The following is a 23,684-nucleotide window of genomic DNA, read 5'->3' as shown; positions in this document are numbered from 1 at the left end:
GGGCGGAAGCGGCGTTCGCGCCGTTCTGGACCCTGCCGTCAACTCCATGGCGAAGAGTGGTGAAACCAGCGCGCGGCGGATTTTGGGCAGGGCCGGATCAGCCGACGAGATACTGACCACCGTTCAGCGACAGTGTGCAGCCTGTGACATATCCGGCACGTTCGCCAGACAGCCAGGACACCATGTCGGCGATTTCCTCGCCTTTTCCAAGCCTTCCGACCGGGATCTGGGCGATGATCCCGGCCAGGACCTTCTCGTCCATGGCCCCGACCATTTCGGTGTCGATATAGCCGGGGGCGATGCAGTTCACCGTCACGCCCTTGCGGGCATTCTCCAGCGCCAGCGCCTTGGTGAAGCCGATCATCCCGGCCTTGGCGGCGGAATAGTTGGTCTGGCCGATCTGGCCCTTCTGGCCGTTGATCGAGGAGATGTTGACGATCCGGCCGAAGCCGCGATCGCGCATGCCGTTGATCACCTGGCGCGTCATGTTGAAGACGCTGTCCATGTTGACGCGGATCACGTCCGACCACTGGTCCGAGGACATCTTGTGGAAGAAGCCGTCGCGGGTGATGCCGGCGTTGTTGACCAGAACGTCGATCGGCCCCAGCTGGTCCTCGACCTCCTTCACGGCGCGGGCGCAGTCGTCGAACGAGCCGACATTGCCCTTGACGATGGTGACGCCCAGCTCCTTCGCCGTGGCCTCGGCGGCCTCGACATTGCCGGAGTAGCCGGCGGCCACGGACATGCCGTCTTCCTTCAGCCGCTGGACGATCGCCTTGCCAATGCCGCGGGTGCCGCCCGTGACCAGTGCCACTCGAGCCATGTGCGTTTCCTTGTCCCTGACGGCGCCGTCTGACGCGGCGCCTGTTCGTCAACAGGTGTAGCGGCTGCGGGGTTGCGCGGAAAGGCTCGCCTCAGATCCGCGTCATATCCAGAACGAACCGATAGCGGACGTCCGACTTCTCCATCCGCGCATAGGCCTCGTTGATCTGGTCCGGAGCGATCAGCTCGATGTCGCAGGCCAGGCCGTGTTCGGCGCAGAAATCCAGCATCTGCTGGGTCTCGCGGATGCCGCCGATCAGCGAGCCGGCGACCGAACGCCGCCGCCACAGCAGGCCCATGGCGTAGACCGGCAGACCCTCGGTGGTCAGGCCCAGCATGACCATCGTCCCGTCCTTCGCCAGCAGTTGCACATGGCTGGCGATCTCGTGCGTGGCGGAGACGGTGTTGATGATCAGGTCGAAGCTCTCGGCCGCCGCCTTCATCGCCGCCTTGTCGGAGTTGATAAGGAAATGCTTCGCCCCCATCCGCTCGGCGTCCGCCTTCTTGCGGTCCGAGGTCGACAGGACGGTGACCTCGGCTCCCATGGCCGCCGCCAGCTTGACCGCCATATGGCCCAGACCGCCCAGACCGATCACCGCCACCTTGGAACCCGGGCCGACCTTCCAGTGCTTCAGCGGCGACCAGGTGGTGATGCCCGCACACAGCAGGGGCGCGGCGGCGTCCAGCGGGATGCTGTCGGGAATGGTCACGACATAGTTCTGGTCAACCACGATGGCGGTGGAATAGCCGCCCTGGGTGATCGTCTGACCGACCGCCGCGCCCTTGGGATCGGGCGAGCCATAGGTCTGGGTCATGCCGGGGACGCAGTACTGCTCCTCGCCCTCGCGGCAGGGGGCGCACTGGCGGCAGCTGTCGACCATACACCCGACGCCGACGCGGTCGCCGACCTTGAAGCGGGCGACGTTGCCGCCCACCGCCGTCACCACGCCCGCGATCTCGTGGCCCGGGACGATCGGATAGGTGGTTCCGCCGCCCAGCTCGTTCTTCACCACGTGCAGGTCCGAGTGGCAGACGCCCGCGAATTTGATCTCGATGGCCACGTCGTCCGGACCCGGATCGCGCCGGTCGAAGCTGAGGGGCGAAAGCGGCGCCGTGCTTGAGGTGGCGGCGAAGGCGCGGGTGGCGATGGGCATGGATGTCCTCGAGGCTGGCTTCAGGGGCAGGTGCCTACGCCGGGATCAATCCGCAAGGTCACCAGTCGTTGCGGCCGTCGACATGCAAAACGGGAACGGTGGGCAGGTCCAGATCGTCGAACAGGCGGGCGTTCAGAATGATGCGCGCCGGTCGGTTCTCGCCCTCGTCCGTGGTCCAGGCGGGCGCCTCGTTGAAGACGCCGCAACCGCACGCGGCGCAATGATGAAAGGTCATCATCCGATCGCCCCACTGGTAGTCGGCGAGGCGGTCAGGCGAGAGGGTGAGTTCGACCTGATCCGGCGCGTAATAGGCCGCCAGCGCCCCGCGTTTCGAACAGATCGAACAGTTGCACTGCGTCACGCTCTCCGGCGCCGGAGCGGAGAACCGTTGCGCCCCGCAATGACAGGCGCCGTGAAGGATCAAAGCCGTGGTCATACCTAGTTCTCTCATGTCCGGTTGCGCGGGTCCCGACGCCAAGGCAAGGTCCGCCTGCCGATGGGAGGCCCCGATGTCCGACGCCCGTCACCGACCGATCATACTCCAACCCGGCGAGGGCCGCGCCTATGCGATGGGCGCCATGAGCGCGGTGTTCAAGGCGGACGAGGCCGAGACCGCCGCGACCTATTCCATCTCGGAGTGGTTCCTCGAGCCGCACAGCAAGGGCCCGGGACCGCACAGCCATTCGGATCACGACGACATCTTCTACGTCATCGAGGGCACGATGAGCCTGCTTGTCGGAGACGAATGGATCGACGCCGGCGTGGGCAGTTTCGTGCGCGCGGCGGCGGGCGTGACCCACGATTTCGCCAACCGCACCGACAAGCGCGCCGGGGTGTTGAACATCTATATCCCCGGCGGCTTCGAACGCGACATGGCCGGCATCGTCGAATGGTTCGAGAACCAGCCGAAGGCCTGACGGTCAGCCCAGCTTGGCGATCAGCGCCTGCGCCGCCGCCGGATTGCGCACCTTCGCCCCGGCGATGAAATAGGCGAAGACGTCGCCCTTCTTCGCCCAGTCGCGGGTCTGTCTGACGATTTCGTCCAACTCGGCCGAGGTCATGCCGGTCGGCTCATCCTCGCGGCTGGACATCAGGCGTGCATATTTGAAGTCGGCGGTGTCCTGATCGATCCGCGGCCACTGCGGGGCCTCGTCGTCGTGGCCGTAGACGATGGCCGCACCGTATTTCCGGGCCAGGTCGTAGAACTGTTCGTTGTCGAAGGTGCCGCTACGGACCTCCAGGGCGTGGCGCAGGCGGACCCCGTCCTTCTCCTTGGGCAACAGCTTCAGGAAGCCCTCGAAATCGACGGGGTCGAATTTCTTGGTGGCCATGAACTGCCAGTTGATCGGCCCCAGCTTGTCGCCCAGCGCCGTCAGCCCCTGATCGAGGAACCGGTCGAGGCTGTCGTTGCCCTCGGACAGCACCTTGCGGTTGGTGCAGAACCGGCTGGCCTTGACCGCGAAGACGAAGTCGTCAGGCGTCTCGTCGCGCCACTTCATCCATGTCTCGGGCTTGAAGCCCGAATAGTAGGTGCCGTTGATCTCGATCGAGGTCGTGTGCCGGCTGGCGTATTCCAGCTCGCGCTTCTGGCTCCATTTCTCGGGATAGAAGACGCCGCGCCACGGCTCATACGTCCAGCCGCCGATGCCGACGCGAATGGTTCCGGTCATGGTGTCTCCGTGGTCGGTTGGCCGAACGTCAGCCAGAAGCCGTTGAGGTCGCGGATGATGAATTCGCGCATGCCGTAGAAGGTGTCATGCGGCGGCTCCACCACGACCGCGCGATCGCCAATCTGCGCGAACAGGGCGTCAACATCGGTCGCATGCAGATACAGGTCGGCCTCGCGCCGTGGGGCGTCCGAGGCCCGGCCGCCGGCGTTGAGCATCAGCCGGCCGTCGCCGCAGCCCAGCAGGGCGAAGACCGGCTCGACCCCGTCCTCGCCGATGTCGAGGACATCGAATCCGATCGCCGCGTACCAATCCGCAGCGGCCCGTACGTCGGGGACATGGATCATCGGCGTCAGGCTGGCGCGCATGGGCGCACCATCGTCCCGAGCCGTCGCCCGATCAAGCCGCGACCAGCGCCCGGTACGCCGCCGTCGCCTGTCCGCGCGCCGTCTCGTCGTCCAGCAGGCGGCGTGAATGGCCATAGGCCAGCACGATGCCCTTGAACTGGAACAGCTTCAGCTCCAGCGCCGCCTCGTCGGCCTCGGGATACAGGGCCCGGAATTCGCGCTTCAGCGTCTTCGCCCAGCGGATCTGGCTGCCCTTCAGCGTGTCGCGCAGCGGGCCGGGCTGGTCGTCCAGCTCCATCGCCGCCGCCTTCAGCGGACAGCCGCCGGGCCGGTCCTCGCCGTCGATCCAGTCCAGCTCGCCCTGGAAGATGCGGTCCAGCCGCGCCCGGCCCGGTTCCAGCGGCTCGGCCGGGTCCCAGACGGCGGTCTTGAAGCGGTCGATCATGGCGTCGACCACTTCGGCCTGCAGCGCCTCCTTGGACTGGAAATGCTTCAGCACCGCGCTCTTGGACACGCCCGCCGCGCCCGCGACATCGGCCAGACTGACCGCCGCCAGACCGCGCACGGTGACCTGGGTCATCGCCTCGTCGATCAATCGGGCGTGTGTGGCCTCGCCTTTGGGCGGCATTCAGAAATCCTCTTGACTCGAAGTAACCGATCGGTCACTTATGGGTGCACGAACGGTCACTTTTACACAAGACCGTCCGTCATGACCAGCCCCGGAGGATATCATGCTCATCCTGTCCCTTATGGCGGCCCTCGCCGTCCAGACCGCCGCCACCGCTCCCTCGGGCGCAGCGGCCACCCTGCTGGAACCCCGCGAAATCCAGCTGAACCTCGACGGTCGCAACTGGAACTGCAGCCCCGACGGCGCCTGCGCCGGCCGTGGCGGCGGAACGACCCAGCCGCTGATGCGTGAATGCCGCCGCTTCGTCGGCCGCATGGGCCCGGTCTCGACCTTCGCCCGCGCCGGTCTGGCCCTGACGGAAGCCGAGCTCGCCCGGTGCAACTCGGCCGACATCGCCCGGGCCCGCCGGAATGGCGGTCCCGCCTGATGGCGGGCGCGGACAACCGCGCGGCGCTGGAAGCCATCTTCGAAGGTCTGGCCGTCGGTGACGGCCGGGCCTTCGTGGAGGCGATGGCTGACGACTTCACCTGGATCATGATCGGGTCGACCGACTGGTCCGGCGTCTATCGCGGCAAGGCGGCGGTGCGCGGCGAACTGCTTCGGCCGCTGATGGCGCGATTCAAATCCTATCGGAACACGGCCCAGCGGTTCATCGTCGAAGGCGACTGGGCCGCCGTTCAGTGCACCGGCGACGCCGAGACGACCGACGGCAAACGCTATGACAACACCTACTGCTGGGTGGTGAAATTCCACGACGGCCAGTTGGTCGAACTGACCGAATACATGGACACCCGGCTGGTCATCGAGGCGCTGGGACCCTTCGAAAGAACGGCCACGGCCTAGTAGGCGAAGTCCCGGTACATCCGGCTCACATCGCCGGCCCACTCGCCGTGATACAGCTCCAGAAGCCGTTCGGCCGGGGTGACGCCGCTGTCGGCGATGTCTTCCAGCTCCGACAGATAGCCGCGCTCGTCGACCATTCCGCCCGAGAAACGGGCGCGGTTCTTCAGCCCCTCGCGGGCGATGTGGACCATGTCCACGGCCACGTCCCGCACCGACCGGCCCGCGACCTCGGCCTTGAGGCCCAGACGGGTCACGTCGCGGCGCAGGCGCTCGTGGTCGGCGATGTCCCAGTCCTTGACCAGGTCCCAGGCCGCGGCCAGGGCCGCGCCGTCGTACAGCACCCCGGCCCACAGGGCCTGCAGCGCGCAGATACGGCTCCACGGCCCGCCGTCGGCCCCGCGCATCTCCAGATAGGCCTTCAGCCGCACCTCGGGGAAAAGCGTCGTCAGATGGTCGTTCCAGTCCTTCTTCGTCGCCCGCTCGCCCGGCAGGGCGTCGAGGCCCTCGGTCATGAACTGGCGGAACGAACGGCCCGACAGGTCGACATAGGCCTCCCCGCGCTTGGCGAAATACATCGGCACGTCCAGCGCATAGTCGGCGTAGCGCTCGTAGCCGAAGCCGTCCTGGAAGACGAAGTCCAGCATGCCGGTCCGGTCGGGGTCGGTGTCGGTCCAGACATTGGCGCGCGACGACAGGAAGCCGCTGGGCCTGCCCTCGATGAAGGGCGAACAGGCGAACAGGGCCGTGGCGATCGGCTGCAACGCCAGCGAGGTGCGGAATTTGGCGACCATGTCGGCCTCGTCCGCGAAGTCCAGGTTCGACTGGATGGTGCAGGTGCGCAGCATCATGTCGAGGCCCAGCGACCCCTTCTTCGGCATATAGGCCCGCATGATGGCGTAGCGGCCCTTGGGCATGACGGGCACGTCCTCCCGCCGCCACATCGGGTCGAAGCCGGCGCCGAGGAAGCCGAGGTTGATCTGGTCGGCGACCTGTTTGACTTCCATCAGGTGGCGGCCGGTCTCGTCGCAGATTTCGTGCACGTCCTTCAGCGGCGCGCCCGAGAGTTCGAACTGGCCGCCGGGTTCCAGGCTGATGGAAGCTGTAGTGCCGTCCGGGTTGCGCCGCTCCAGGGCGATGACGTGGCCCGCCTCCTCGACCGGCGCCCAGCCGAACCGCTGCAGGCCGGTCAGCATGGCCAGGATGCCGTTCTCGCCCTCGTAGGCCGGACGTCGCAGGGTGGTGCGGTCGAAGCCGAATTTCTCGTGCTCGGCGCCGATGCGCCATTGATCCTTGGGCTTGGCCCCTTTCGACATGGCGCCGATCAGGTCTTCCCGGGAAAGCGGCGCAACGTCAGCCATATGGTTCTTTCAGCCCCAGAGCCCGAAGGCTGTCGTGGCGGCTAGATGGGGCGAAACTTTGCGTTCCTCAAGGGATGTCGCGATGGATCATGCCGTGTTTTCTGCGCGCGGTGAACGGCGTCATGACGCTGACGAAGAAGGCGACCGACCATCCCAGCAGGATGGCGCCCGCCACGCCCTCGATGGCCCCCAGCAAGCGCCACTCCCGCGCCATCAGCGCATCGCTGTAGCCGATCGAGCCATAGCTGATGCTGGAGAAATAGACCGCCTCGCGCAGATCCGGCACGGCGCCGATCAGCGTATACAAGGCAGCGTACATCCAGATCTCGACGCCATGGACCACGAACAGGCCCAGAACCACGGCGATCGTCAGCGCCGCGTGCCGCCACAGCGGACCCTCGACATAGGACCGGCCGGCCCGGATCTCGTAGATCTCCAGCCCGCGGCCGAGGCTGAGCAGGCCGAAGCCGTGGATGCCGACGGCTAGCAGGGCCATTACCGTCGACAGGGCCAGTTCATTGATCATGCTGCATCCTGCCCCGAAGCCGACGGTCCCGCTAGCGGTCCCAGTCGCCGACCGCTGCCTGCCACAGGGTCAGGGCGGCGATGGCGGCGGTGTCCGCGCGCAGGATTCTCGGTCCCAGCGATACGGCGGTGGTGAAGGGCAGGGCGCGCAGCCGGTCCCGTTCCTCGGGCGAGAAACCGCCCTCGGGACCGATGAGGACGGCCCACGGGCCCTCGCCCGCGTCCTGCAACGCCGCGCCCGCCGGCTCCCCGCCGGTCTCGTCGCAGAACATCAGCCGCCGCCCGGTTTCCCAACCGTCCAGCAACTCGGCCAGTTTCACCGGTTCGTCGATCATCGGCACGTCGACGCGGCCGGTCTGCTCGGCGGCCTCGATGGCGATGGCGTCCAGCCGGTCCATGCGCACGTGCTGGGTCTGGGTCCGCTGGGTGACGACCAGCCGGATGCGCCGCACGCCCAGCTCGGTCGCCTTCTCGACGGCGAACTCCAGCGCGCTTTTCTTCACCACGCTGATCAGCAGTTCGACGTCGGGGCCGGTCGACTGCGGCTGGACCTGTTCCTCACCCCGCAGCACCACGCCCTTCTTGAGCATTTCGGCGATGACACAGCGCCACTCCCCGTCGACGCCGTTGAAGACCAGCAGGCTGTCGCCGATCTTCAGCCGCATCACCTGGGTCAGGTAACGCGACTGGTCCAGCGTCGGCAGGACGGCGGCGTCGGGGGACAACTCTCCAGTTACAAACAGACGTACCAACCAAACCTCCGCTCATCCCCGCGAAAGCGGGGACCCAGTTCTTTCGTTGCGCGCTTTGCCCACGGCCACGGGTTCAGAACAGATCGTCGAACAAATCGCGCCAGCCCGGATTCTTCTTTTCGATCAGCTCCAGCTTCCAGACCCGGTTCCATTTCTTGATCTGGCGCTCACGGACGAAGGCGGCATGGCGCGTCTCATGCCATTCATACCAGACGAGGGTCGCGCATCCGTATTTTGCGGTGAAGCCCTTGAACAGCTTGTCCCGATGCTGGGTCGTTCGGACGATCAGCGAGTCTGTCGATCCGGTGTAGAGCGTCCCTTTCCGACCGCTTGCAACGATATAGGTGTAGAACGCCACAGCCTGCCTCGCGAAAGGACTGGGTCCCCGCTTTCGCGGGGATGAGCGGAGTGAATAGCCCGGTCAGAGCGTCCGCGCGATCAAGAGCTTCATGATCTCGTTGGTCCCGCCATAGATCCGCTGCACCCGGGCGTCCTTGTACAGCTGGGCGATCGGATACTCGTTCATATAGCCGTAGCCGCCGTGCAGCTGCAGCATCTCGTCGATGACCTCGCCCTGGATGTCGGTGACCCAGTATTTGGCCATCGAGGCGGTCGCGGCGTCCAGCTTCCCTTGCAGGTGCAGGCCTAGGCAGTGATCGACGAATACCCTGGCCACGGTCAGCTTGGTCTTCACCTCGGCCAGTTTGAACTGGGTGTTCTGGAAGTCGATGACCCGTTTCCCGAACGCCTTGCGCTCCTTGACGTAGGCCAGCGTCTCCCGAAGCCCGCGCTCGGCCGCGGCCACGCCCTGGACGGCGATGTTCAGCCGTTCCTGCGGCAGCTGCTGCATCAGCTGGATGAAGCCCTGACCCTCGCCGCCGCCGATGATGTTCTCGCCGGGGACCTTCACGTCGTTGAAGAACAGCTCGGAAGTGTCGTTCCCCTCCATGCCGATCTTGTGCAGGTTCCGGCCGCGTTCGAAGCCTTCCGCGCCGTCGGTTTCGACCACGATCAGGCTGGTCCCCTTGGCGCCCTCGCTGGGATCGGTCTTGGCCACGACGATGATGAAGTTCGCCAGCTGGCCGTTGGTGATGAAGGTCTTGGACCCATTCACCACATACTGGTTGCCCTGCTTGATCGCGGTGGTCTTGACCCCCTGCAGGTCCGACCCGGCGCCCGGCTCGGTCATGGCGATGGCGCCGACCAGTTCGCCCGACTGCAGCCGCGGCAGCCAGCGCGCCTTCTGCTCCTCGGTGCCGTAGTGCCAGATGTAGGGCATGACGATGGCGTTGTGCAGCGAGATGCCGAAGTGATCGGCCCCCTTCCAGCCCAGCTGGCGCATCAGCACCACCTCATGCCGGTAGTCGCCGCCCATGCCGCCGTCTTCCTCCGGCATCGACAGGCCCAGCAGCCCGGCCTCGCCCGACGCGGTCCACAGCTCGCGCGGCACGGACGAATTGGCGATCCACGACTGCACCGCCTCTGGCGGCGCATGTTCGTCGATCCATTTGCCTACGCTGTCGGCGAAGAGGACGATCTCCTCCTCCTGCATGAAGGCGGGCTCGGGGACGTTGAGGACGTTCACGCTCAGAACGCCTCGGCCGGCATCTGCATCAGCACTTCCGCGCCGGTTTTCAGCTTGGCCAGATGCGCGCCGGTGTCGGGCAGGATGCGCTCGACGAAGTAGCGGCCGGTCATCAGCTTGTTGGCGTAGAACGGATCGGTCGAACCCCCGTCGACCTTCGCCTGGGCCGCCTTGGCCATCTGGGCCCACATATAGGCCAGCGCCGTCAGGCCGAAGATGTGCAGATAGTCGGTGCTGGCCGCCCCGGCGTTGTCCGGGTTCTGCATGCCGTTCTGCATCAGCCACATGGTGCCTTCCTGCAGCTTCTTCTTCGCGTCGGCCAAGCCGTCGACAAAAGGTTTGACCGGGCCGTCGCCGCCGTTCTCGGCCACGAAGGCGTCGATGTCGGCGAACCAGCTCATGATCGCGCGGCCGCCGTTGGCGGGCAGTTTCCGTCCCACCAGATCCAGCGCCTGGATGCCGTTGGCGCCCTCGTAGATCATGGTGATCCGCGCATCGCGCAGATACTGGCTGGCGGGGAAATGCTCGGTGTAACCGCTGCCGCCGTGCACCTGCATGGCCAGGCTGGCGACGTGGAAGCCCTTGTCGGTCAGATAGGCCTTCAGCACCGGCGTGATCAGACCCATGTAGTCGCGGGCCTTCTGGGCCTCGGCCTCGTCGTTCGAGTGCTGCAGATCCGCCTGCAGGGCGGTCCACAGGGTGAAGGCCTGACCGCCTTCGACGAAGGCCTTGGCCTCCAGCAGCATCCGCCGCACGTCGGGGTGGACCATGATCGAGTCCGCCGGGCCGTCCGGGTTCTTCGGACCGGTCAGCGAGCGGCCCTGAAGCCGGTCATGGGCGAACTCGACAGCGGCCTGATAGGCGGCGGTGCCGATCGAAAGGCCCTGCAGGCCGGTGCCCAGACGCGCCTCGTTCATCATCACGAACATGGCCGCCATGCCCTTGTTCTCGGTCCCGACCAGCCAGCCTTTGGCGTTCTCATAGGCCATGACGCAGGTGGCGTTGCCGTGGATGCCCATCTTGTGCTCGAGGCCGGCGCAGGCCGCGCCCGCGTTGCGCTCGCCCAGGCTGCCGTCCTCATTGACGAACACCTTGGGCACCACGAACAGGCTGATGCCCTTGATCCCGGCCGGCGCGCCCTCGATGCGGGCCAGCACCAGATGGATGATGTTGTCGGTGAAGTCGTGCTCGCCGGACGAGATCCAGATCTTCTGGCCGGTGATGTTGTAGCTGCCGTCGCCGTTCGGAACCGCCTTCGTCCGGATCAGGCCCAGATCCGTGCCGCACTGCGGCTCGGTCAGGTTCATGGTGCCGCCCCACTCGCCGGTCGCCATCTTCGGCAGGTATTTCGCCTTCAGCTCGTCCGAGCCGTTGGCGTTCAGGCCCCAGTAGGCGCCGGCCGTCAGCCCCGGATACATCGAGAAGGCGGCGCTGGCGGCGGCCGTCATCTGGCCGAACGCCATGGCCACGACGGACGGCATCCCCTGGCCGCCATGCTCGGGCAGGGCCGACAGTGCGGGCCAGCCGGCCTCGACCATGGCCTTGTAGGCTTCCTTCCAGCCGGTCGGGCCCGTGACCTTGCCGTCGACCCATTTGCAGCCTTCCTGATCGCCGACGCGGTTCAGCGGGGCGATGACCTCTTCCGCGAACCTGGCGCCTTCCTCGAGGATCTGGGCGACCAGATCGGACGAGACGTCGGCGAAACCGGGCTGGTTCGCATAGCGGTCGATCTCCAGCACCTCGTCCAGAATGAACGTCAGGTCGCGGACAGGCGCCTTGTAGGCCATGGAACTACGCTCTCGCTTTGAAGGGCTGGTGGTGGGGATCGGGATTCAGCCGGGCCTTCAGCAGGTCGGCGTATTCCTCGGCGCCCGGCAGAAGATCGGGGCGGAACTCGCCCAGCTTCTTCTCCATGACGGCGCAGGCTTCCTCGGCCGTCTCTATGGCGGCGTCGAGGTCTTCGCGCTGCTGTTTCAGCGCGGCGATCTGGGCCCGGTGGCGGCGCAGGGCGACGGCCATCTGATGGGCGTTGTGATTGTCGTGGTCGTAGAGGTCCAGCATCTCCTGGATCTCCAGCAGGCTGAACCCGATGCGCCGGCCCCGCAGGATCAGCTTCAGCCGGGCGCGGTCACGGGCGTCATAGACGCGCGTCTGCCCCTTGCGGGCGGGCGTCAGCAGACCCTTGTCCTCATAGAAGCGCAGGGCCCGGGCCGTCGCGCCGAACTCGCGGCACAACTGGCGGATCGAATAGGTGCGATGATCGTCGGCGGTCGCCATGCATGATGCATAGCTCAAACTTGACGTGAACGTAAAGGGAAGTTCTGACGCGCCAAACCCTGACTTCAAAGTAACTTGGCCCCGCCTGTCGCCCGTGCGGAACTGTCCCGGATCAGGAGGGGCGAGGTGATGACGGAGATCGGAAGACGGGTGGCGGGGATGGCTGCCGCCATGATGCTGGCCTGCGCGCCGGTCGCGGCGTCGGGTCAGGAGACCGGACCGGAGGCCGTCTTGTCCGCCGAGGAGGCGAGGACCGAGCTGGACCTCCTCTATGCCGGGCTGGAGCAGGCGCACTACGACCTGTTCGCCCATCGGCCGCGCGCCGATTACGATCGCCTGCACGCGCGGATGCGTGGCGAAATCAACGGCCCGATGACGCGGCAAACCGCGGCGATCCTGTTCCAGGCGTTCGCGGCCTATGGTCGGGTCGGCCATGCGCGCGTGGATGCGCCGATCCAGGGCTTCGTCTCCCATATCCAGCATGGCGGGCGAATCCTGCCGGTCTTCATCCGGGTCGACGAGGGGCGGGTGATGTTGACGGAGGCGGCGGACGCAGAAGGGCGGTTCCCGGCCGGCACGGAGGTGCTGGCGCTCAACGGCGATCCGGTCGCGGTCTGGCTGGAGCGGCTGGGGGCGTGGGTGTCGGCCGAGCGGCCCTCCATGGCCCACGCCCAGATGGAGGAATCATTTCCCGCGCTGCTGTGGTTCGCCCTTCCGGAGGCGGACGGGATCGACATCACCGGACGGGGCGCGGACGGTGCGATGATCCAGGGCCGGGCGCGGGCGGTGACGATCGCGGAACTCGGTGCTCTGAGGAAGACGTGGCCCACGCCGTCGCTCTCCGCCGACTTTTCGGCTCGTGAGTTCCGGCTGCTCGGCGACGGCATCGCCTATCTGCGTCCGGGTCCGTTCCAGGAGCCCGAGGCCGCTGCCGAGACCGGCGCCTTCCTCGCATTCGTGGACGACGCCTTCGGGCGTTTGATCGAGGCGGGAACGACGGACCTGGTCCTCGATCTGCGCAACAATCCCGGCGGAGACAACAGCTTGAGCGACCCGATGATCGCCTGGTTCGCCGACGAGCCTTTCCGCTTCGCTTCGAGCTTCACCCTGCGGGCCAGCGTGCAGGCGAAGGCTTGGTACCAAGCGCGGGACGGCATGGCGGCCGGGGGAATTCTGGGCCGGCTGGCCGCCGCCGAGGCGGTGCAGCCGAACGGAGCCCGTTACCCGTTCGAGCTGGAGATGAATGCACCTCGCCCCGAGCCGCGCTTTCACGGCCGCGTCCATGTTCTGGTGAACCGCCATTCCTATTCCAACGCGGCCTCTGCGGCCGCGCTGATCCAGGACTACGACTTCGGCGAGATATGGGGCGAGGAGACGGCGGACGTGCCGACGACCTACGCCTCGGTGATTGGATTCGAACTCCCCGTGACGGGCTTCACCGTGACCTTCCCGAAGAGCCGTATTGTCCGGCCCAGCGGGGACGAGCGCCTGATCGGCGTCATCCCTGATCGACCGCTGCCGCGTGAACCGATCGGCGTGGCTGAAGACCTGGTGCTGGCGCAGGCCCTGGTGGCCATCCGATCGACGCGCTCGCGCCCTTGAGGCGGAGGATCAGCGAACCTCGCGGGCCCGCATCCACAGCACCGGGGCGGTCATCGCGATCAGGATGAGGTTGGTCACCGCGGGGCCGACGTCCATGCCGAAGGCGTGCAGGCCCAGCATGACGACTTCCAGCGCCAGCAGGCCCGAGGCGGCCATGACCAGCAGCGGACGGCCGTGCTTCCACGACACCAGCGGCGCCAGAACCAGAACCGCGAGAATGATTTCCGCGACGCCGAGGCCGCGGACCATGTTCTCGCTGACCAGGGCGGGCCAGCGCATCAGTTCGATCAGATTGGTCATCGGCTCGCTGAGCTTGGCGTAACCGGCGCCGATGAAGAACATCACGAGCCAGCCCTGCAGCGTCCACAGGGTCAGGTTGCGATAGCTGGCGTTCAGGCGCGAGCGGGCGGGGGTGAGAGTCTGAGAAGTCATATTCTTGACGCCGGGGAGGGCGCTCTTGTGATTGGCAACAGTGGCGATGTCGGATCGCGCAATCCATTCCGCAAGGGTGCGAAGCGAGACCGTAACCATCCGTGACCGCCTTCTGCGAGAGCTACGGGGCCGAAGCGTGGCCGTATGCATAATTCTCTGTAATGCGGCCGGCGTTGAGGGCGGGTTAAGGTCAAGCTTGTGGCCGGGGGAACACGGGCAGGGGTTCGGCATGGCGGCTCCTCCGATCAGGTGACGGGGCCGGCTGCGACCGGCCTGCTGTCCCTACCGCCACCTTGCTGCCAGCCTGCTGTCAGCAGTCGGTCAGGGCCCAGGCTTCCCCGGCTTCGCGAACGCGCCGGATCTTGCCGTACAGCGCGCCCCAGTCGTCATCGTCGTCGATGGCCGTCCAGATTGCCTCGACCTCGTCGATCAGCATTTCCTCGGGCTCGGGGCGGGCGAAAACCGGGTGCTCCAGCCGTTCCGGACGGTCGGGCGCGTGTTCGAACAGGGCGAAGCGGAAGGCGTCGAAGGTCTCGCCCTGGTACAGCTTGCCCCGGGGGCCGCCCAGCGCCCGGGCGGACGAGGCGAAGCCGCCGAACCAGTCGAAGAACAGCGGCTCCCACCGCAGGGCCTCGCCCCCTTGGCGCAGCAGGGCCAGGGTCGTGTCCAGCAGCCGCTGGTCCGCAGCCTCGCCGAGGCTCTGCACACCCAGCCGCGCCAGGAAGGCGGCGCGCAGTTCGCGGATATAGGCCGCGCCGAAACCGTTCAGGGCGTCGGTCAGGGGTCCTGCGTCGGCGACCAGCTTCAGGGCGCCGCCCAGCTGGGTCAGGGCCCAGAACACCGCCTCGGGCTGGCGGGCGAAGGCGTACAGGCCCGTCTGGTCGAAATAGGCGGCGGTGAAGCCGGGCTCGTAATGCGGCAGGAACCGCCAGGGGCCGTAGTCGAAGCTCTCGCCCGTGACGTTCAGATTGTCGGTGTTCAGCACCCCGTGGACGAAGCCGGCCGCGATCCACCGCGCCGTCAGCCGCGCCGACGCCTCGACCACGGCGCGCAGAAAGCCGGGCGCGTCTCCCGGGGCGACGGCGGGGTGATACAGGGCGCGCGCGTGCTCGACCAGGGCCTCGATCATGTCCCTGCGGCCCAGATACGCCGCCCGCTGGAAGGTGCCGAAGCGGATGTGGCTGTGCGACAGCCGCACCAGAACGGCCGACCGCGTCGGCGAAGGCTCGTCGCCGCGCTGCAGGGCCTCGCCGGTCTCGATCAGGCTGAAGGCCCGGCTGGTGGGAACGCCCAGCGCCTCCAGCATTTCGGCCGCCAGCACCTCGCGCATTCCGCCCTTCAGCGTCAGCCGCCCGTCAGCCCCGCGCGACCACGGCGTCTGGCCCGAGCCCTTGGTGCCCAGATCGAGCAGCCGGCCGGCATTGTTTTCCCTGTCGCTCACGCCGCGGGCGCTCGCTGCTTGAGGGCGCTCCCGCAGCTGCGCCGCCAGAAAGCCGCGTCCATCGCCGAGGTCGGGGTTGTAGGTGCGGAACTGATGGCCGTGATAACGCATGGCGACCGGGCCCGGTTGACCGGGCAGGGGTTCGAACCGGCCGAAATGCGAAATCCACTCGGCGTCGGTCAGGGCGTCCAGACCCACGCTCGCGGCCGCCCGGTCGTTGCGGACGCGCAGGATGGCCTCGGGAAAGTCCGCCGCCGCGACGGCGTCGCCATAATCCTCCCCCAGATCGAAGAAACGGGGATCGGGGCGGTAGGCGGGCGAGACGGGCATTCGGCGCAAATGCGGCCTCTGGCCCGCCGGCGCAACCGTCGGGTTACGGTTGAACGGCCCGCGCGCCCCGCTATTGTGTCCCCAGAGATCAGGCCGGACTTTTCCGGTCAGGCCGGCGCGCCTCCTCATTGCGCGCGAATCCGGTCCGGCGTCCGTCGATAACCTGACGCCACGACAGACCTTTCTGATCCGGAGGCCGCCGTGGCGCGCAAACTGACTCTCGACTTCCTCAAGACCGAGGCGGGTTCCGGCATGGTGCTGGGCCTCGCCGCCCTGACCGCACTGATCGTCGCCAACTCGCCGCTGTCAGGGGCCTATTTCGGCTGGCTGAAGAGCGAGCAGGTCCTGCAGGTCGGACCCCTGATCCTCGAGATGTCCATCTCCGAATGGATCAAGGAAGGCCTGATGGCGGTCTTCTTCCTCGTGGTCGGGCTCGAGATCAAATACGAGATCCTGCGCGGCGAACTCAGCGATCCCCGCAATCTGGCCACCCCGGTTCTGGCCGCTGCCGGCGGCATGATAGCGCCCGCCCTTGTCTATCTGGCCATTTCCGGCCTTCTCGGCGGCCCGCACGGCGGCTGGCCGATCCCGCTGGCGACGGACATCGCCTTCGCCCTCGCCGTCTTCGCCGTCGCGGCGCGCAATCTGCCTTCGTCGCTGCGGGTCTTTCTGCTGACCCTGGCCATCGTCGACGATCTGGGCGCGATCGCCCTGATCGCCGCCCTGTTCTCTTCCGGGATCGATCTTCCGCCGCTCCTGGGAGTCGGGGCCCTTCTGGCGGTGGGCTTCCTCGTCGCGCGCAATCGGAAGATTCCGGCGCCGTTCTGGGTCCTGGGCTTCGCCATGGTCTGGTATCTGACCGTGCGGGCGGGCCTGTCGACATCGCTGACCGCCGTCGCCTTCGCCGCCATCGTGCCCATCGTCGATCGCCGTTGCGACGGTCAGAGCCCGCTGCGGGAGGCCATGCACGACCTCCACCCCTATGTGGCCTTTCTGGTCCTGCCTCTGTTCGCTTTCGCCAAGGCCGGGGTCAGCTTCGCCGGCCTGTCGCTGGATCAGATGCTGGCTCCGCTGGTCCTGGGCGTCGCCTTCGGCCTGTTCGCCGGCAAGCAGATCGGCGTGCTGGGCGCGGCCTGGCTGGCCTCGGCGCTGAAGGTCGGCCGCAAGCCGACCGGCGCGACCTGGCTGGAGCTCTACGGCGTCAGCCTGCTGTGCGGGGTCGGGTTCACCATGAGTCTGTTCATCGGGGCCCTGGCCTTCCCCGGCGCCATCGACTCGCCCGAACAGATCGAGGTCAAGCTCGGCGTCCTGTTGGGATCGCTGCTTTCTGCGACGGTGGGTGGAGTCGTACTGGCCGTCGCCTCCGAGCGGCGCAAGATTTTGGCCGAACAGACGCCGGATACTATCCCGGACTAGGCGAATATTGACCTAGCGTCATCGATTTCTGTCGCTTTTGCGTCACAGTCATGCTTGCGCCATGGCGGAAACAGGGCCGGAAACCCTCGCGCTGCTTGTCGCTGAGTCCGGCTTGGATTACCCCGGAAGTTGGACTTTCCGTGCTCCACAGAAGGGCGCGGGCCAGGGATCAGGAAACGCCGCGGTCGCCGTCCATGACGGAGTCCCGGCCCATGTCGGGGAGCGACCATGCGCCTTACCAATCTTCTTCGCACAACTGTGTCGGCCGCCGTCGTCGGCGCCTGCGCATTCGGCATCGCCGGCGCCGCCTCGGCCCAGCAGGCGCCGCAGGACCAGCCTACGACGATCGACGACATCATCGTCACCGCCCAGAAGCGTGAGCAGAACCTGCAGGACGTGCCGATCGTGGTCACCAGCCTGTCGCAGGAAGTGCTGCAGGACGCCGGCGTCCGCGACATCAAGGACCTGCAGATCCTGACCCCCGGCATGACGGTCACCTCGACCTCGTCGGAAGCCTCGACCACCGCCCGCATCCGCGGCGTCGGCACGGTCGGCGACAACCCCGGTCTGGAAAGCTCGGTCGGCGTGGTCATCGACGGCGTCTACCGTTCGCGTAACTCGGTCGGCTTCGGCGACCTGGGCGAAATGGCCCGCATCGAGGTGCTGAAGGGTCCGCAGGGCACGCTGTTTGGCAAGAACACCTCGGCCGGCGTCATCAACATCATCACCGAGGCACCGTCGTTCACGCCGGGCTTCAACGCCGAACTGACCGCCGGCAACTACGGCCAGATGGCCGCCTCCGGTTCGGTCACCGGCCCGATCACGGATCAGCTGGCCTTCCGCCTCTACGCCGGCCGCCGCGTCCGCGACGGCCTGATGGATGTCGACACCGGCGACGGCCCGCGCTCGGAAACCACCGACGGCAACCAGGACTTCGGCACCGTCCGCGGTCAGCTGCTGTGGCTGCCGAACGACAACACTTCCGTCCGCGTCATCGCCGACTATTCGTCGCGCGACGAGTTCTGCTGTGTCGGCACCCAGATCCGGACCGGTCCGACCTATCCGTTCGTCGACGCCCTCTCCAACGGAACCGGCCAGCGTCCGCCGGCCGCCGGCTTTGGCCCGCTGCCCTTCCTGCGCACCGGCTACGCCAACCGCGCGACCGGCCAGGAAGTCGAGGACAAGGGCGTCTCGATCGAGGCCAACATCGACCTGCCGTCGATGTTCGGCGGCGCGACCCTGACCTCGGTCACCTCGGCCCGCAAATGGACCTCCAGCCTCGGCCAGGACATCGACTACACCGGCGCTGACCTGCTGTACCGCGTCCAGGACGGCGACTACGGCTTCTCGGTCGAGAATCTGACCCAGGAGTTCCGCCTCGCCGGCTCGAACGACACGCTCGACTGGCTGGTCGGCGTCTTCGCCACCAAGGAAGACATCAACCGGACCGACAGCTACTACTTCGGCGCCGACTACACCCCCTTCCTGTCGCTGCTGCTCAGCGCCCGTCTGAACGCGGCGAACCCGGCCCTGCCGATCAGCCCGTCGACCATCGGCTGCTACACCCGTCCGGGCCAGGTGCCCAGCAACCCGGTTCCGCCCTTCGGCTTCCTGCAGTGCCTGGGCTCCGGCGGCGCGGTGGGCGGCGGCGGCCCCGGCTTCATCGTCGGCCAGGGCGTCGAGGACAACTACGACCAGGAGTCGACGTCCTTCGCCGTCTTCACCAACAACAGCTGGCACGTCACCGACGCCTTCGACATCACCCTGGGCCTTCGCTACACCCTGGATGACAAGTCGCTCGAGGCGCAGCAGCGCAACATCAACGGCAACGGCGCCACCTGCGCCGCCGCCCTCGGCAACGCCGCCGCCATCGGCGCGGTTCTCGGCGCGAACACGCCGACGATCCTGGGCAACTTCTGCCTTCCCTGGGCGAACGCAGCCTTCAACAACCGCAACGTCTCGGAGAGCTTCGACGACGGCGAACTCAGCGGCACGATCAAGGCGTCCTATCGCCTGAACCCGTCAATCCTGACCTATGTCTCGTACGCCCGCGGCTACAAGAGCTTCGGCTACAACCTGGACCGGGTGCAGACAGGCATCACGCCCAACGCCTCGCTGCTGTTCCCCTCGGAAGTGGTCGACAGCTACGAAGCCGGCGTGAAGATGACGCTGCTGAACCGCACCCTGCTGCTGAACGCCACCTACTTCGACCAGACGTTCGAGGACTTCCAGCTCAACACCTTCCTCGGCACCGCCTTCGTGGTGGAATCGATCCCCGAACTGACCTCGCGCGGCGTCGACGCCGACATGGTCTGGTTCACCCCGATCGAGGGCCTGAGCTTCCAGGGCGGCGTCACCTACACCAATGCCGAATACGGTAACTTCACCGCCGCCGACCTGACGAACCCGGGCAACTTCCCGCAGCTCTCGCTGCTGCCGGGCGCCCGCGCCTCGTTCGCTCCGGAATGGTCGGCCACCGGCTCGATCAACTATGACCGCAGCATGGGCAACGGCCTGCGCGCCGGCTTCAGCCTCGCCGCCAAATACATGGACGACTACAACACCGGATCGGACCTGCTGCCCTACAAGCAACAGGAAGCCTTCACGACCCTGAACGGCCGCGTCATGATCGGCACCGAGGACGAGCGCTGGACGGCCGAGTTCTGGGTCCAGAACCTGACCGACGAAGAGTACATCCAGGTCGCCTACAACGCCCCGCTGCAAGGCTCGGCGTTCCAGACGACGGTCCAGCCGAACGGCACCTACTACAACCCGGCCCTGGACACCCAGACCTACGACGCCTTCCTGGGCCAGCCGCGCACCTACGGCGCGACCCTGCGCTTCAAGTACTAAACGCTTCGCCGCAAGGCGGGACGACCAGCCGGCCGGGGGAAACCCCGGCCGGTTTTGTTTTGGGGTGAATTCCGTGGCGCCATGCGCAGAGCCGAAGCCGCCCGTTCAGTCCGTCACCCTCAAGGAAATGGCGGCGCCATCCGGCAGGTGTCCGGTCTGGCGGTAGATGTCTGCGGTGAAGGAGAACCATTCACGCCATGGTGCGACCCGGACGTTCTCTTCCGAATAGCTTCCTCCGAAGACCGGAAGCGTCGTGAAGGCGTAGCATTGGTCCACAGCCAGAACCTTGCCGGCGGCCCCACAGGCATCCGCGAGGCGGCGCAGTTGCCAACCCTCTTCATCATTCTCGAGTGTGCGCCAGGAAGGCGTCCCCGAAGAGGTTGGTCCGGAGAACTTGCGGCCTGGGCGCAGGATCGGGCCCCACCCCGAGAGGTGCCACGTCGGCAGCATCGGAAAGGAAGTTGGGAAGCGCCATGGGCGCATCCTGCCTCGCATCCGCGACATCCGCTACGGTCGGAAGCGGACGGATGAACCGCCCGCTCCCCCATGGTCCCGCGGCCTACTCCGCCGTGGCGGTCGCTTCCGGCTGGCCCGCCACATGGCGCTGGCCCGCGAACATCTTGCTCATGCGCCGGGCGAAGAAGCCGGCGATGTCGTCCACGATGGTGAAGATCGGCGGAATGAACAGCAGCGACAGGAAGGTCGAGGAGATCAGCCCCCCCACCACGGCGATGGCCATCGGCTGACGGAATTCGACGTCCGCGCCCCAGCCGATGGCCACGGGCATCATGCCCGCGCCCATGGCGAAGGTGGTCATCAGGATGGGCCTCGCCCGCTTGTGGGCGGCGTCCATGATGGCGTCCAGACGCTTCATCCCGTCCTTCTCGGCCATGACGATATAGTCGACCAGCAGGATGGAGTTCTTGGCCGCGATCCCCATCAGCATCAGCACCCCGATCAGCGACGAGATCGAGAAGCTGGAGCCGCCGATCATCAGGGCCACGAAGGCCCCGCCGATGGCCAGCGGCAGCGAGGCCATGATGGTGATGGGATAGGCGAAGCTCCGGAACAGCAGCACCAGGACGGCGTACATCAGCAGGATGCCGGTGGCGAAGGCGACGGCGAAGCCGGTGATCATCTCCTGGATGAATTCGGCGTCCCCGGCCGGCACCTGACGCACCCCGGCGGGCAGGTTCTTCACGGACGGCAGCTTCTTGACCGCCGCGTCGGCCTCGCCCGAGCGGATGCCGTCCAGTTCGGCGGTGATCGAGGCGATGCGCGAACGGTCCTGACGCAGCACCTGCGACGGCCCCGATCCGAACTGGATGTCGGCCACGGCGCTCAGCGGCACGGCGCCGCCGTCGCTGGTCGGCACCCGCAGGGTCTCCAGCACCGACAGGTCCTCGCGCGCCGCCTCCGACAGCTGCAGACGGATCGGCACCTGACGGTCGCCCAGATTGTATTTGGGCAGGTTCTGCGCGACGTCGCCGATGGTGGCGACGCGGATGGTCTGGGAAATGTCGCCGGTCGAGACCCCCATCAGGGCCGCCTGGTCCGGACGCGGCGTGACGAGGATTTCCGGCCGCGCGATCGAGGCGGTGTTGACCACATTGGCCAGCCCGGGAACGGTGCGCATCTCGGCTTCGATCTGGCGGGCCGCGGCCTGCAGGGCCGCCGGATTGTCGCCCAGGATGGCGAAGGTGTAGCTGGTCCCGTCCGACGGGCCGCCGCCCTGGTTGCCGGTGCCGGCGCCGATCCGGGCGCCCGGAATGGCCTTCCAGCCGTCGACCATCTGGCGCGCGAACTCCTGCTGGCTCAGCTCCCGTTCGCCCTTGCCGACCATGTCGGCGTAGACATTGGCCTGGTTGACGTCCTGGCCCCCGACGGCGGCGTAGACCGAGGTCACCTCGGGCCGCTGCCGCAGGTCGCGGGTGACCCGTTGAACGATGGCGTCGGTCTGGCGCAGGGTCGCGCCGGGCGGCAGCTCGATCGAGAAGGCCGCGCGCGACTGGTCGCCCGAGGGCGAGAATTCGAACGGCACCCGCGTCGCCAGAATCCCGCAGCCGATGAACAGCACGGTGCCGAGGGCGAACACCTTCCAGCGGTTGGCCAGCGACCAGCGCAGGGACTTCAGATAGGCCCCCATCCAGAACGGGTCGGCGTCCTCGTGCTTCTGGTGCTTCAGCAGATAGGCGGCCATCAGCGGCGTCAGCGTCCGCGCCACGACCAGGGAGAAGGCCACGGAGACGCAGGCGGCCAGGGCGAAGGCCTTGAAGAACTGGCCGATGATGCCCGGCATGAAGCCGACCGGCGCGAACACGGCCAGAATGGTGGCCGTGGTGGCCACGACGGCCAGACCGATCTCGTCCGCCGCCTCCATCGAGGCGTGATAGGGCGACTTCCCGTCCCGCATGTGCCGGACGATGTTCTCGATCTCCACGATGGCGTCGTCGACCAGGATGCCCACCGTCAGAGACAGGGCCAGCAGGGTGACCACGTTCAGCGACTGGTCCAGCGGCCCGAGGATGGCGAACGCGGGAATCAGCGACAGCGGCATGGCCGTGGCGGTGATGAAGGTGGCGCGCCAGTCCCTGAGGAAGATGAACACCACCACGACCGCCAGGCCGGCGCCCAGCAGCAGGGCTTCGATCGAGGCGAGATAGCTTTCCTCGATGTATTCGACGCTGGAGGTGACCTTCTCGATGGTCAGTTCCGGGTGGGCCTCGTCGATCTCGGCGACGCGCTCGCGGACCTTTTCGGAGACCTTGACCTCCGACGCGCTGCGCGAGCGCAGGAAGTTGAAGGTCACCGCCTCCTGTCCGTTGTAACGGGCCAGACGGCGCGGCTCGCTCCAGTGGTCGGTGACCGTGCCCAGATCGCCCAGACGCGCCGAACGGCCGCCGGCCAGCGGGATCAGGGTCTCGCGCAGCTGCTCGATCGAGCCGGCGGCGCCCAGGGTGCGGATCGACCGTTCCGAGCCCGAGATGGTCACCCGCCCGCCGGGCAGGTCGTTGTTGACCGAGGTCAGGGCCTGGCTGACCGAAGCCGCCGTCAGGCCGAACGAGGCGAGCCGGTCCGGATCCAGTTCGACGCGGATCTCGCGATCCACCCCGCCCGAACGGTTGACCTCGCCGACCCCGCTGATCGCCAGCAGGGAACGGCTGACTTCGTTGTCGATGAACCAACTGATCTCTTCCGGCGACATGGTCGACGACCGGACCACCCAGGTGATCAGGGCGTCGCCGGTGATGTCGATGCGCTGGACGCTGGGTTCCTGCATGTCCTGCGGCAGGTCGGCGCGCAGGCCGCTCATGGCGTTGCGGACGTCGTTGGTCGCGCGTTCGGTATCGGTGCCCAGCTCGAACTCGATCGTCGTCTGGGACGAGCCGTCCAGCACCTGCGAATTGATGTGACGCACCCCCGGCAGACCGGCGAGGCTGTCCTCGATCAGCCGCGTGACCTGGACTTCCATCTCGCTGGGGGCGGCGCCGGGCCGGCCCGCATAGACGCTGATCAGCGGGAAATCGATGTCGGGGTTGTTGTTGATCCGCATCCCCATGAAGCCGTTGACGCCCGCAAGCGTCAGCAGCACGAACATGAGGATGATCGGGATCGGATTCTTGATCGACCAGGACGAGATGTTTTTCATCGT

23 protein-coding genes are annotated in these 23,684 nt (G+C 67.0%); 6 read left to right on the top strand and 17 right to left on the bottom strand.

Features of this window, described 5'->3' with window-relative positions; translation table 11 throughout:
* Nucleotides 1-97: 97 nt before the first annotated feature.
* The 3 genes from phbB to BrevBR_RS12255 all read right to left on the bottom strand — a co-directional run bounded on the left by phbB (nucleotide 98) and on the right by BrevBR_RS12255 (nucleotide 2,412).
* Nucleotides 98-823: an acetoacetyl-CoA reductase gene (gene phbB / locus BrevBR_RS12265; RefSeq protein ID WP_332639420.1), complete on the bottom strand. Its 726-nt coding sequence runs from the start codon at nucleotides 821-823 to the stop codon at nucleotides 98-100.
* A gap of 91 nt (nucleotides 824-914) precedes the next feature.
* Nucleotides 915-1,976: an NAD(P)-dependent alcohol dehydrogenase gene (locus tag BrevBR_RS12260; RefSeq protein ID WP_340001125.1), complete on the bottom strand. Its 1,062-nt coding sequence runs from the start codon at nucleotides 1,974-1,976 to the stop codon at nucleotides 915-917.
* Nucleotides 1,977-2,034: 58 nt separating this feature from the next.
* Nucleotides 2,035-2,412 (bottom strand): GFA family protein, encoded by a 378-nt coding sequence (locus BrevBR_RS12255; protein ID WP_340001124.1) that lies wholly within the window; start codon nucleotides 2,410-2,412, stop codon nucleotides 2,035-2,037.
* Nucleotides 2,413-2,485: 73 nt separating this feature from the next.
* Here BrevBR_RS12255 and BrevBR_RS12250 point away from each other — a divergent pair, with 73 nt between their 5' ends.
* Nucleotides 2,486-2,893 carry a cupin domain-containing protein gene (locus tag BrevBR_RS12250; protein WP_340001123.1) on the top strand — a complete coding sequence of 136 codons (408 nt, stop codon included), beginning with the start codon at nucleotides 2,486-2,488 and terminating at the stop codon, nucleotides 2,891-2,893.
* A gap of 3 nt (nucleotides 2,894-2,896) precedes the next feature.
* Here the strand turns inward: BrevBR_RS12250 and BrevBR_RS12245 are convergent, their stop codons facing one another.
* From BrevBR_RS12245 to BrevBR_RS12235, 3 genes are read right to left on the bottom strand one after another with little or no spacing between them, the layout of a single operon-like run.
* The gene (locus BrevBR_RS12245; RefSeq protein ID WP_340001122.1) at nucleotides 2,897-3,646 is read right to left on the bottom strand and encodes a DUF72 domain-containing protein; all 750 of its coding nucleotides are present in this window, start codon (nucleotides 3,644-3,646) and stop codon (nucleotides 2,897-2,899) included.
* Nucleotides 3,643-4,011, bottom strand: a complete 369-nt coding sequence (locus BrevBR_RS12240; RefSeq protein ID WP_340001121.1) for a VOC family protein — start codon at nucleotides 4,009-4,011, stop codon at nucleotides 3,643-3,645. The genes BrevBR_RS12245 and BrevBR_RS12240 overlap by 4 nt, the downstream gene beginning before the upstream one ends.
* Nucleotides 4,012-4,042: 31 nt before the next feature.
* Complete coding sequence (locus tag BrevBR_RS12235; RefSeq protein ID WP_332639414.1) at nucleotides 4,043-4,618, bottom strand: TetR/AcrR family transcriptional regulator; 576 nt, start codon at nucleotides 4,616-4,618, stop codon at nucleotides 4,043-4,045.
* 103 nt (nucleotides 4,619-4,721) lie between these two features.
* Here BrevBR_RS12235 and BrevBR_RS12230 point away from each other — a divergent pair, with 103 nt between their 5' ends.
* A complete protein-coding gene (locus BrevBR_RS12230) occupies nucleotides 4,722-5,045 on the top strand; it encodes a CC_3452 family protein (RefSeq protein ID WP_340001120.1) in 324 nt (107 codons plus the stop codon).
* Entirely contained in the window at nucleotides 5,045-5,461 is a 417-nt protein-coding gene (locus BrevBR_RS12225; protein ID WP_340001119.1) for a nuclear transport factor 2 family protein, read from the top strand. Before BrevBR_RS12230 ends, BrevBR_RS12225 begins: the two co-directional genes overlap by 1 nt.
* Here the strand turns inward: BrevBR_RS12225 and BrevBR_RS12220 are convergent.
* The 7 genes from BrevBR_RS12220 to BrevBR_RS12190 form a co-directional block, all read right to left on the bottom strand.
* A complete protein-coding gene (locus BrevBR_RS12220) occupies nucleotides 5,458-6,819 on the bottom strand; it encodes a glutamate--cysteine ligase (RefSeq protein ID WP_340001118.1) in 1,362 nt (453 codons plus the stop codon). The genes BrevBR_RS12225 and BrevBR_RS12220 overlap by 4 nt on opposite strands.
* 67 nt (nucleotides 6,820-6,886) lie before the next feature.
* Complete coding sequence (locus BrevBR_RS12215; protein ID WP_332639410.1) at nucleotides 6,887-7,345, bottom strand: ion channel; 459 nt, start codon at nucleotides 7,343-7,345, stop codon at nucleotides 6,887-6,889.
* Nucleotides 7,346-7,376: 31 nt separating this feature from the next.
* Complete coding sequence (locus tag BrevBR_RS12210) at nucleotides 7,377-8,096, bottom strand: 16S rRNA (uracil(1498)-N(3))-methyltransferase (RefSeq protein WP_340001116.1); 720 nt, start codon at nucleotides 8,094-8,096, stop codon at nucleotides 7,377-7,379.
* Nucleotides 8,097-8,169: 73 nt separating this feature from the next.
* A complete protein-coding gene (locus BrevBR_RS12205) occupies nucleotides 8,170-8,454 on the bottom strand; it encodes a GIY-YIG nuclease family protein (RefSeq protein WP_340001115.1) in 285 nt (94 codons plus the stop codon).
* Nucleotides 8,455-8,517: 63 nt separating this feature from the next.
* Nucleotides 8,518-9,681 (bottom strand): acyl-CoA dehydrogenase family protein, encoded by a 1,164-nt coding sequence (locus BrevBR_RS12200; RefSeq protein WP_340001114.1) that lies wholly within the window; start codon nucleotides 9,679-9,681, stop codon nucleotides 8,518-8,520.
* Nucleotides 9,682-9,683: 2 nt separating this feature from the next.
* Nucleotides 9,684-11,468 (bottom strand): acyl-CoA dehydrogenase C-terminal domain-containing protein, encoded by a 1,785-nt coding sequence (locus BrevBR_RS12195; RefSeq protein ID WP_340001113.1) that lies wholly within the window; start codon nucleotides 11,466-11,468, stop codon nucleotides 9,684-9,686.
* Between the two features lie 4 nt (nucleotides 11,469-11,472).
* The gene (locus BrevBR_RS12190; protein WP_332640979.1) at nucleotides 11,473-11,958 is read right to left on the bottom strand and encodes a MerR family transcriptional regulator; all 486 of its coding nucleotides are present in this window, start codon (nucleotides 11,956-11,958) and stop codon (nucleotides 11,473-11,475) included.
* Between the two features lie 129 nt (nucleotides 11,959-12,087).
* Here BrevBR_RS12190 and BrevBR_RS12185 point away from each other — a divergent pair, with 129 nt between their 5' ends.
* The gene (locus BrevBR_RS12185) at nucleotides 12,088-13,560 is read left to right on the top strand and encodes a S41 family peptidase (protein ID WP_340001112.1); all 1,473 of its coding nucleotides are present in this window, start codon (nucleotides 12,088-12,090) and stop codon (nucleotides 13,558-13,560) included.
* A 9-nt stretch (nucleotides 13,561-13,569) separates the two neighbouring features.
* On the opposite strand, the gene BrevBR_RS12180 is transcribed toward BrevBR_RS12185, so the two are convergent.
* Together BrevBR_RS12180 and BrevBR_RS12175 are read right to left on the bottom strand one after the other, a co-directional pair.
* Nucleotides 13,570-13,992 carry a DoxX family protein gene (locus BrevBR_RS12180; RefSeq protein WP_340001110.1) on the bottom strand — a complete coding sequence of 141 codons (423 nt, stop codon included), beginning with the start codon at nucleotides 13,990-13,992 and terminating at the stop codon, nucleotides 13,570-13,572.
* Between the two features lie 310 nt (nucleotides 13,993-14,302).
* Nucleotides 14,303-15,763 (bottom strand): protein adenylyltransferase SelO family protein, encoded by a 1,461-nt coding sequence (locus tag BrevBR_RS12175; protein ID WP_340001198.1) that lies wholly within the window; start codon nucleotides 15,761-15,763, stop codon nucleotides 14,303-14,305.
* 201 nt (nucleotides 15,764-15,964) lie between these two features.
* Between BrevBR_RS12175 and nhaA the strand changes: the two genes are divergently transcribed.
* Together nhaA and BrevBR_RS12165 are read left to right on the top strand one after the other, a co-directional pair.
* A complete protein-coding gene (gene nhaA / locus BrevBR_RS12170; RefSeq protein WP_340001109.1) occupies nucleotides 15,965-17,179 on the top strand; it encodes a Na+/H+ antiporter NhaA in 1,215 nt (404 codons plus the stop codon).
* A gap of 228 nt (nucleotides 17,180-17,407) precedes the next feature.
* On the top strand, nucleotides 17,408-20,032 hold the full coding sequence (locus BrevBR_RS12165; RefSeq protein WP_340001108.1) for a TonB-dependent receptor: 2,625 nt from the start codon (nucleotides 17,408-17,410) through the stop codon (nucleotides 20,030-20,032).
* A 105-nt stretch (nucleotides 20,033-20,137) separates the two neighbouring features.
* Here BrevBR_RS12165 and BrevBR_RS12160 read toward each other — a convergent pair whose 3' ends face one another.
* Both BrevBR_RS12160 and BrevBR_RS12155 read right to left on the bottom strand, forming a co-directional pair.
* Nucleotides 20,138-20,515 carry a T6SS immunity protein Tdi1 domain-containing protein gene (locus tag BrevBR_RS12160; protein WP_340001107.1) on the bottom strand — a complete coding sequence of 126 codons (378 nt, stop codon included), beginning with the start codon at nucleotides 20,513-20,515 and terminating at the stop codon, nucleotides 20,138-20,140.
* Nucleotides 20,516-20,591: 76 nt separating this feature from the next.
* Nucleotides 20,592-23,681 (bottom strand): efflux RND transporter permease subunit, encoded by a 3,090-nt coding sequence (locus tag BrevBR_RS12155; RefSeq protein WP_340001106.1) that lies wholly within the window; start codon nucleotides 23,679-23,681, stop codon nucleotides 20,592-20,594.
* Nucleotides 23,682-23,684: the final 3 nt, after the last annotated feature.

Source organism: Brevundimonas sp. BR2-1 (assembly GCF_037626195.1).
In the GTDB taxonomy this organism is placed as follows: domain Bacteria; phylum Pseudomonadota; class Alphaproteobacteria; order Caulobacterales; family Caulobacteraceae; genus Brevundimonas.
This window is presented reverse-complemented; position numbering and strand designations above follow the sequence as displayed.

What these genes read in the sequence shown, in the direction of transcription:
- phbB (WP_332639420.1), bottom strand. Translation starts at nt 823, where the DNA reads ATGGCTCGAGTGGCACTGGTCACGGGCGGCACCCGCGGCATTGGCAAG.
- BrevBR_RS12260 (WP_340001125.1), bottom strand. Translation starts at nt 1,976, where the DNA reads ATGCCCATCGCCACCCGCGCCTTCGCCGCCACCTCAAGCACGGCGCCG.
- BrevBR_RS12255 (WP_340001124.1), bottom strand. Translation starts at nt 2,412, where the DNA reads ATGACCACGGCTTTGATCCTTCACGGCGCCTGTCATTGCGGGGCGCAA.
- BrevBR_RS12250 (WP_340001123.1), top strand. Translation starts at nt 2,486, where the DNA reads ATGTCCGACGCCCGTCACCGACCGATCATACTCCAACCCGGCGAGGGC.
- BrevBR_RS12245 (WP_340001122.1), bottom strand. Translation starts at nt 3,646, where the DNA reads ATGACCGGAACCATTCGCGTCGGCATCGGCGGCTGGACGTATGAGCCG.
- BrevBR_RS12240 (WP_340001121.1), bottom strand. Translation starts at nt 4,011, where the DNA reads ATGCGCGCCAGCCTGACGCCGATGATCCATGTCCCCGACGTACGGGCC.
- BrevBR_RS12235 (WP_332639414.1), bottom strand. Translation starts at nt 4,618, where the DNA reads ATGCCGCCCAAAGGCGAGGCCACACACGCCCGATTGATCGACGAGGCG.
- BrevBR_RS12230 (WP_340001120.1), top strand. Translation starts at nt 4,722, where the DNA reads ATGCTCATCCTGTCCCTTATGGCGGCCCTCGCCGTCCAGACCGCCGCC.
- BrevBR_RS12225 (WP_340001119.1), top strand. Translation starts at nt 5,045, where the DNA reads ATGGCGGGCGCGGACAACCGCGCGGCGCTGGAAGCCATCTTCGAAGGT.
- BrevBR_RS12220 (WP_340001118.1), bottom strand. Translation starts at nt 6,819, where the DNA reads ATGGCTGACGTTGCGCCGCTTTCCCGGGAAGACCTGATCGGCGCCATG.
- BrevBR_RS12215 (WP_332639410.1), bottom strand. Translation starts at nt 7,345, where the DNA reads ATGATCAATGAACTGGCCCTGTCGACGGTAATGGCCCTGCTAGCCGTC.
- BrevBR_RS12195 (WP_340001113.1), bottom strand. Translation starts at nt 11,468, where the DNA reads ATGGCCTACAAGGCGCCTGTCCGCGACCTGACGTTCATTCTGGACGAG.
- BrevBR_RS12190 (WP_332640979.1), bottom strand. Translation starts at nt 11,958, where the DNA reads ATGGCGACCGCCGACGATCATCGCACCTATTCGATCCGCCAGTTGTGC.
- BrevBR_RS12185 (WP_340001112.1), top strand. Translation starts at nt 12,088, where the DNA reads ATGACGGAGATCGGAAGACGGGTGGCGGGGATGGCTGCCGCCATGATG.
- BrevBR_RS12180 (WP_340001110.1), bottom strand. Translation starts at nt 13,992, where the DNA reads ATGACTTCTCAGACTCTCACCCCCGCCCGCTCGCGCCTGAACGCCAGC.
- BrevBR_RS12175 (WP_340001198.1), bottom strand. Translation starts at nt 15,763, where the DNA reads ATGCCCGTCTCGCCCGCCTACCGCCCCGATCCCCGTTTCTTCGATCTG.
- BrevBR_RS12165 (WP_340001108.1), top strand. Translation starts at nt 17,408, where the DNA reads ATGCGCCTTACCAATCTTCTTCGCACAACTGTGTCGGCCGCCGTCGTC.
- BrevBR_RS12160 (WP_340001107.1), bottom strand. Translation starts at nt 20,515, where the DNA reads ATGCGCCCATGGCGCTTCCCAACTTCCTTTCCGATGCTGCCGACGTGG.
- BrevBR_RS12155 (WP_340001106.1), bottom strand. Translation starts at nt 23,681, where the DNA reads ATGAAAAACATCTCGTCCTGGTCGATCAAGAATCCGATCCCGATCATC.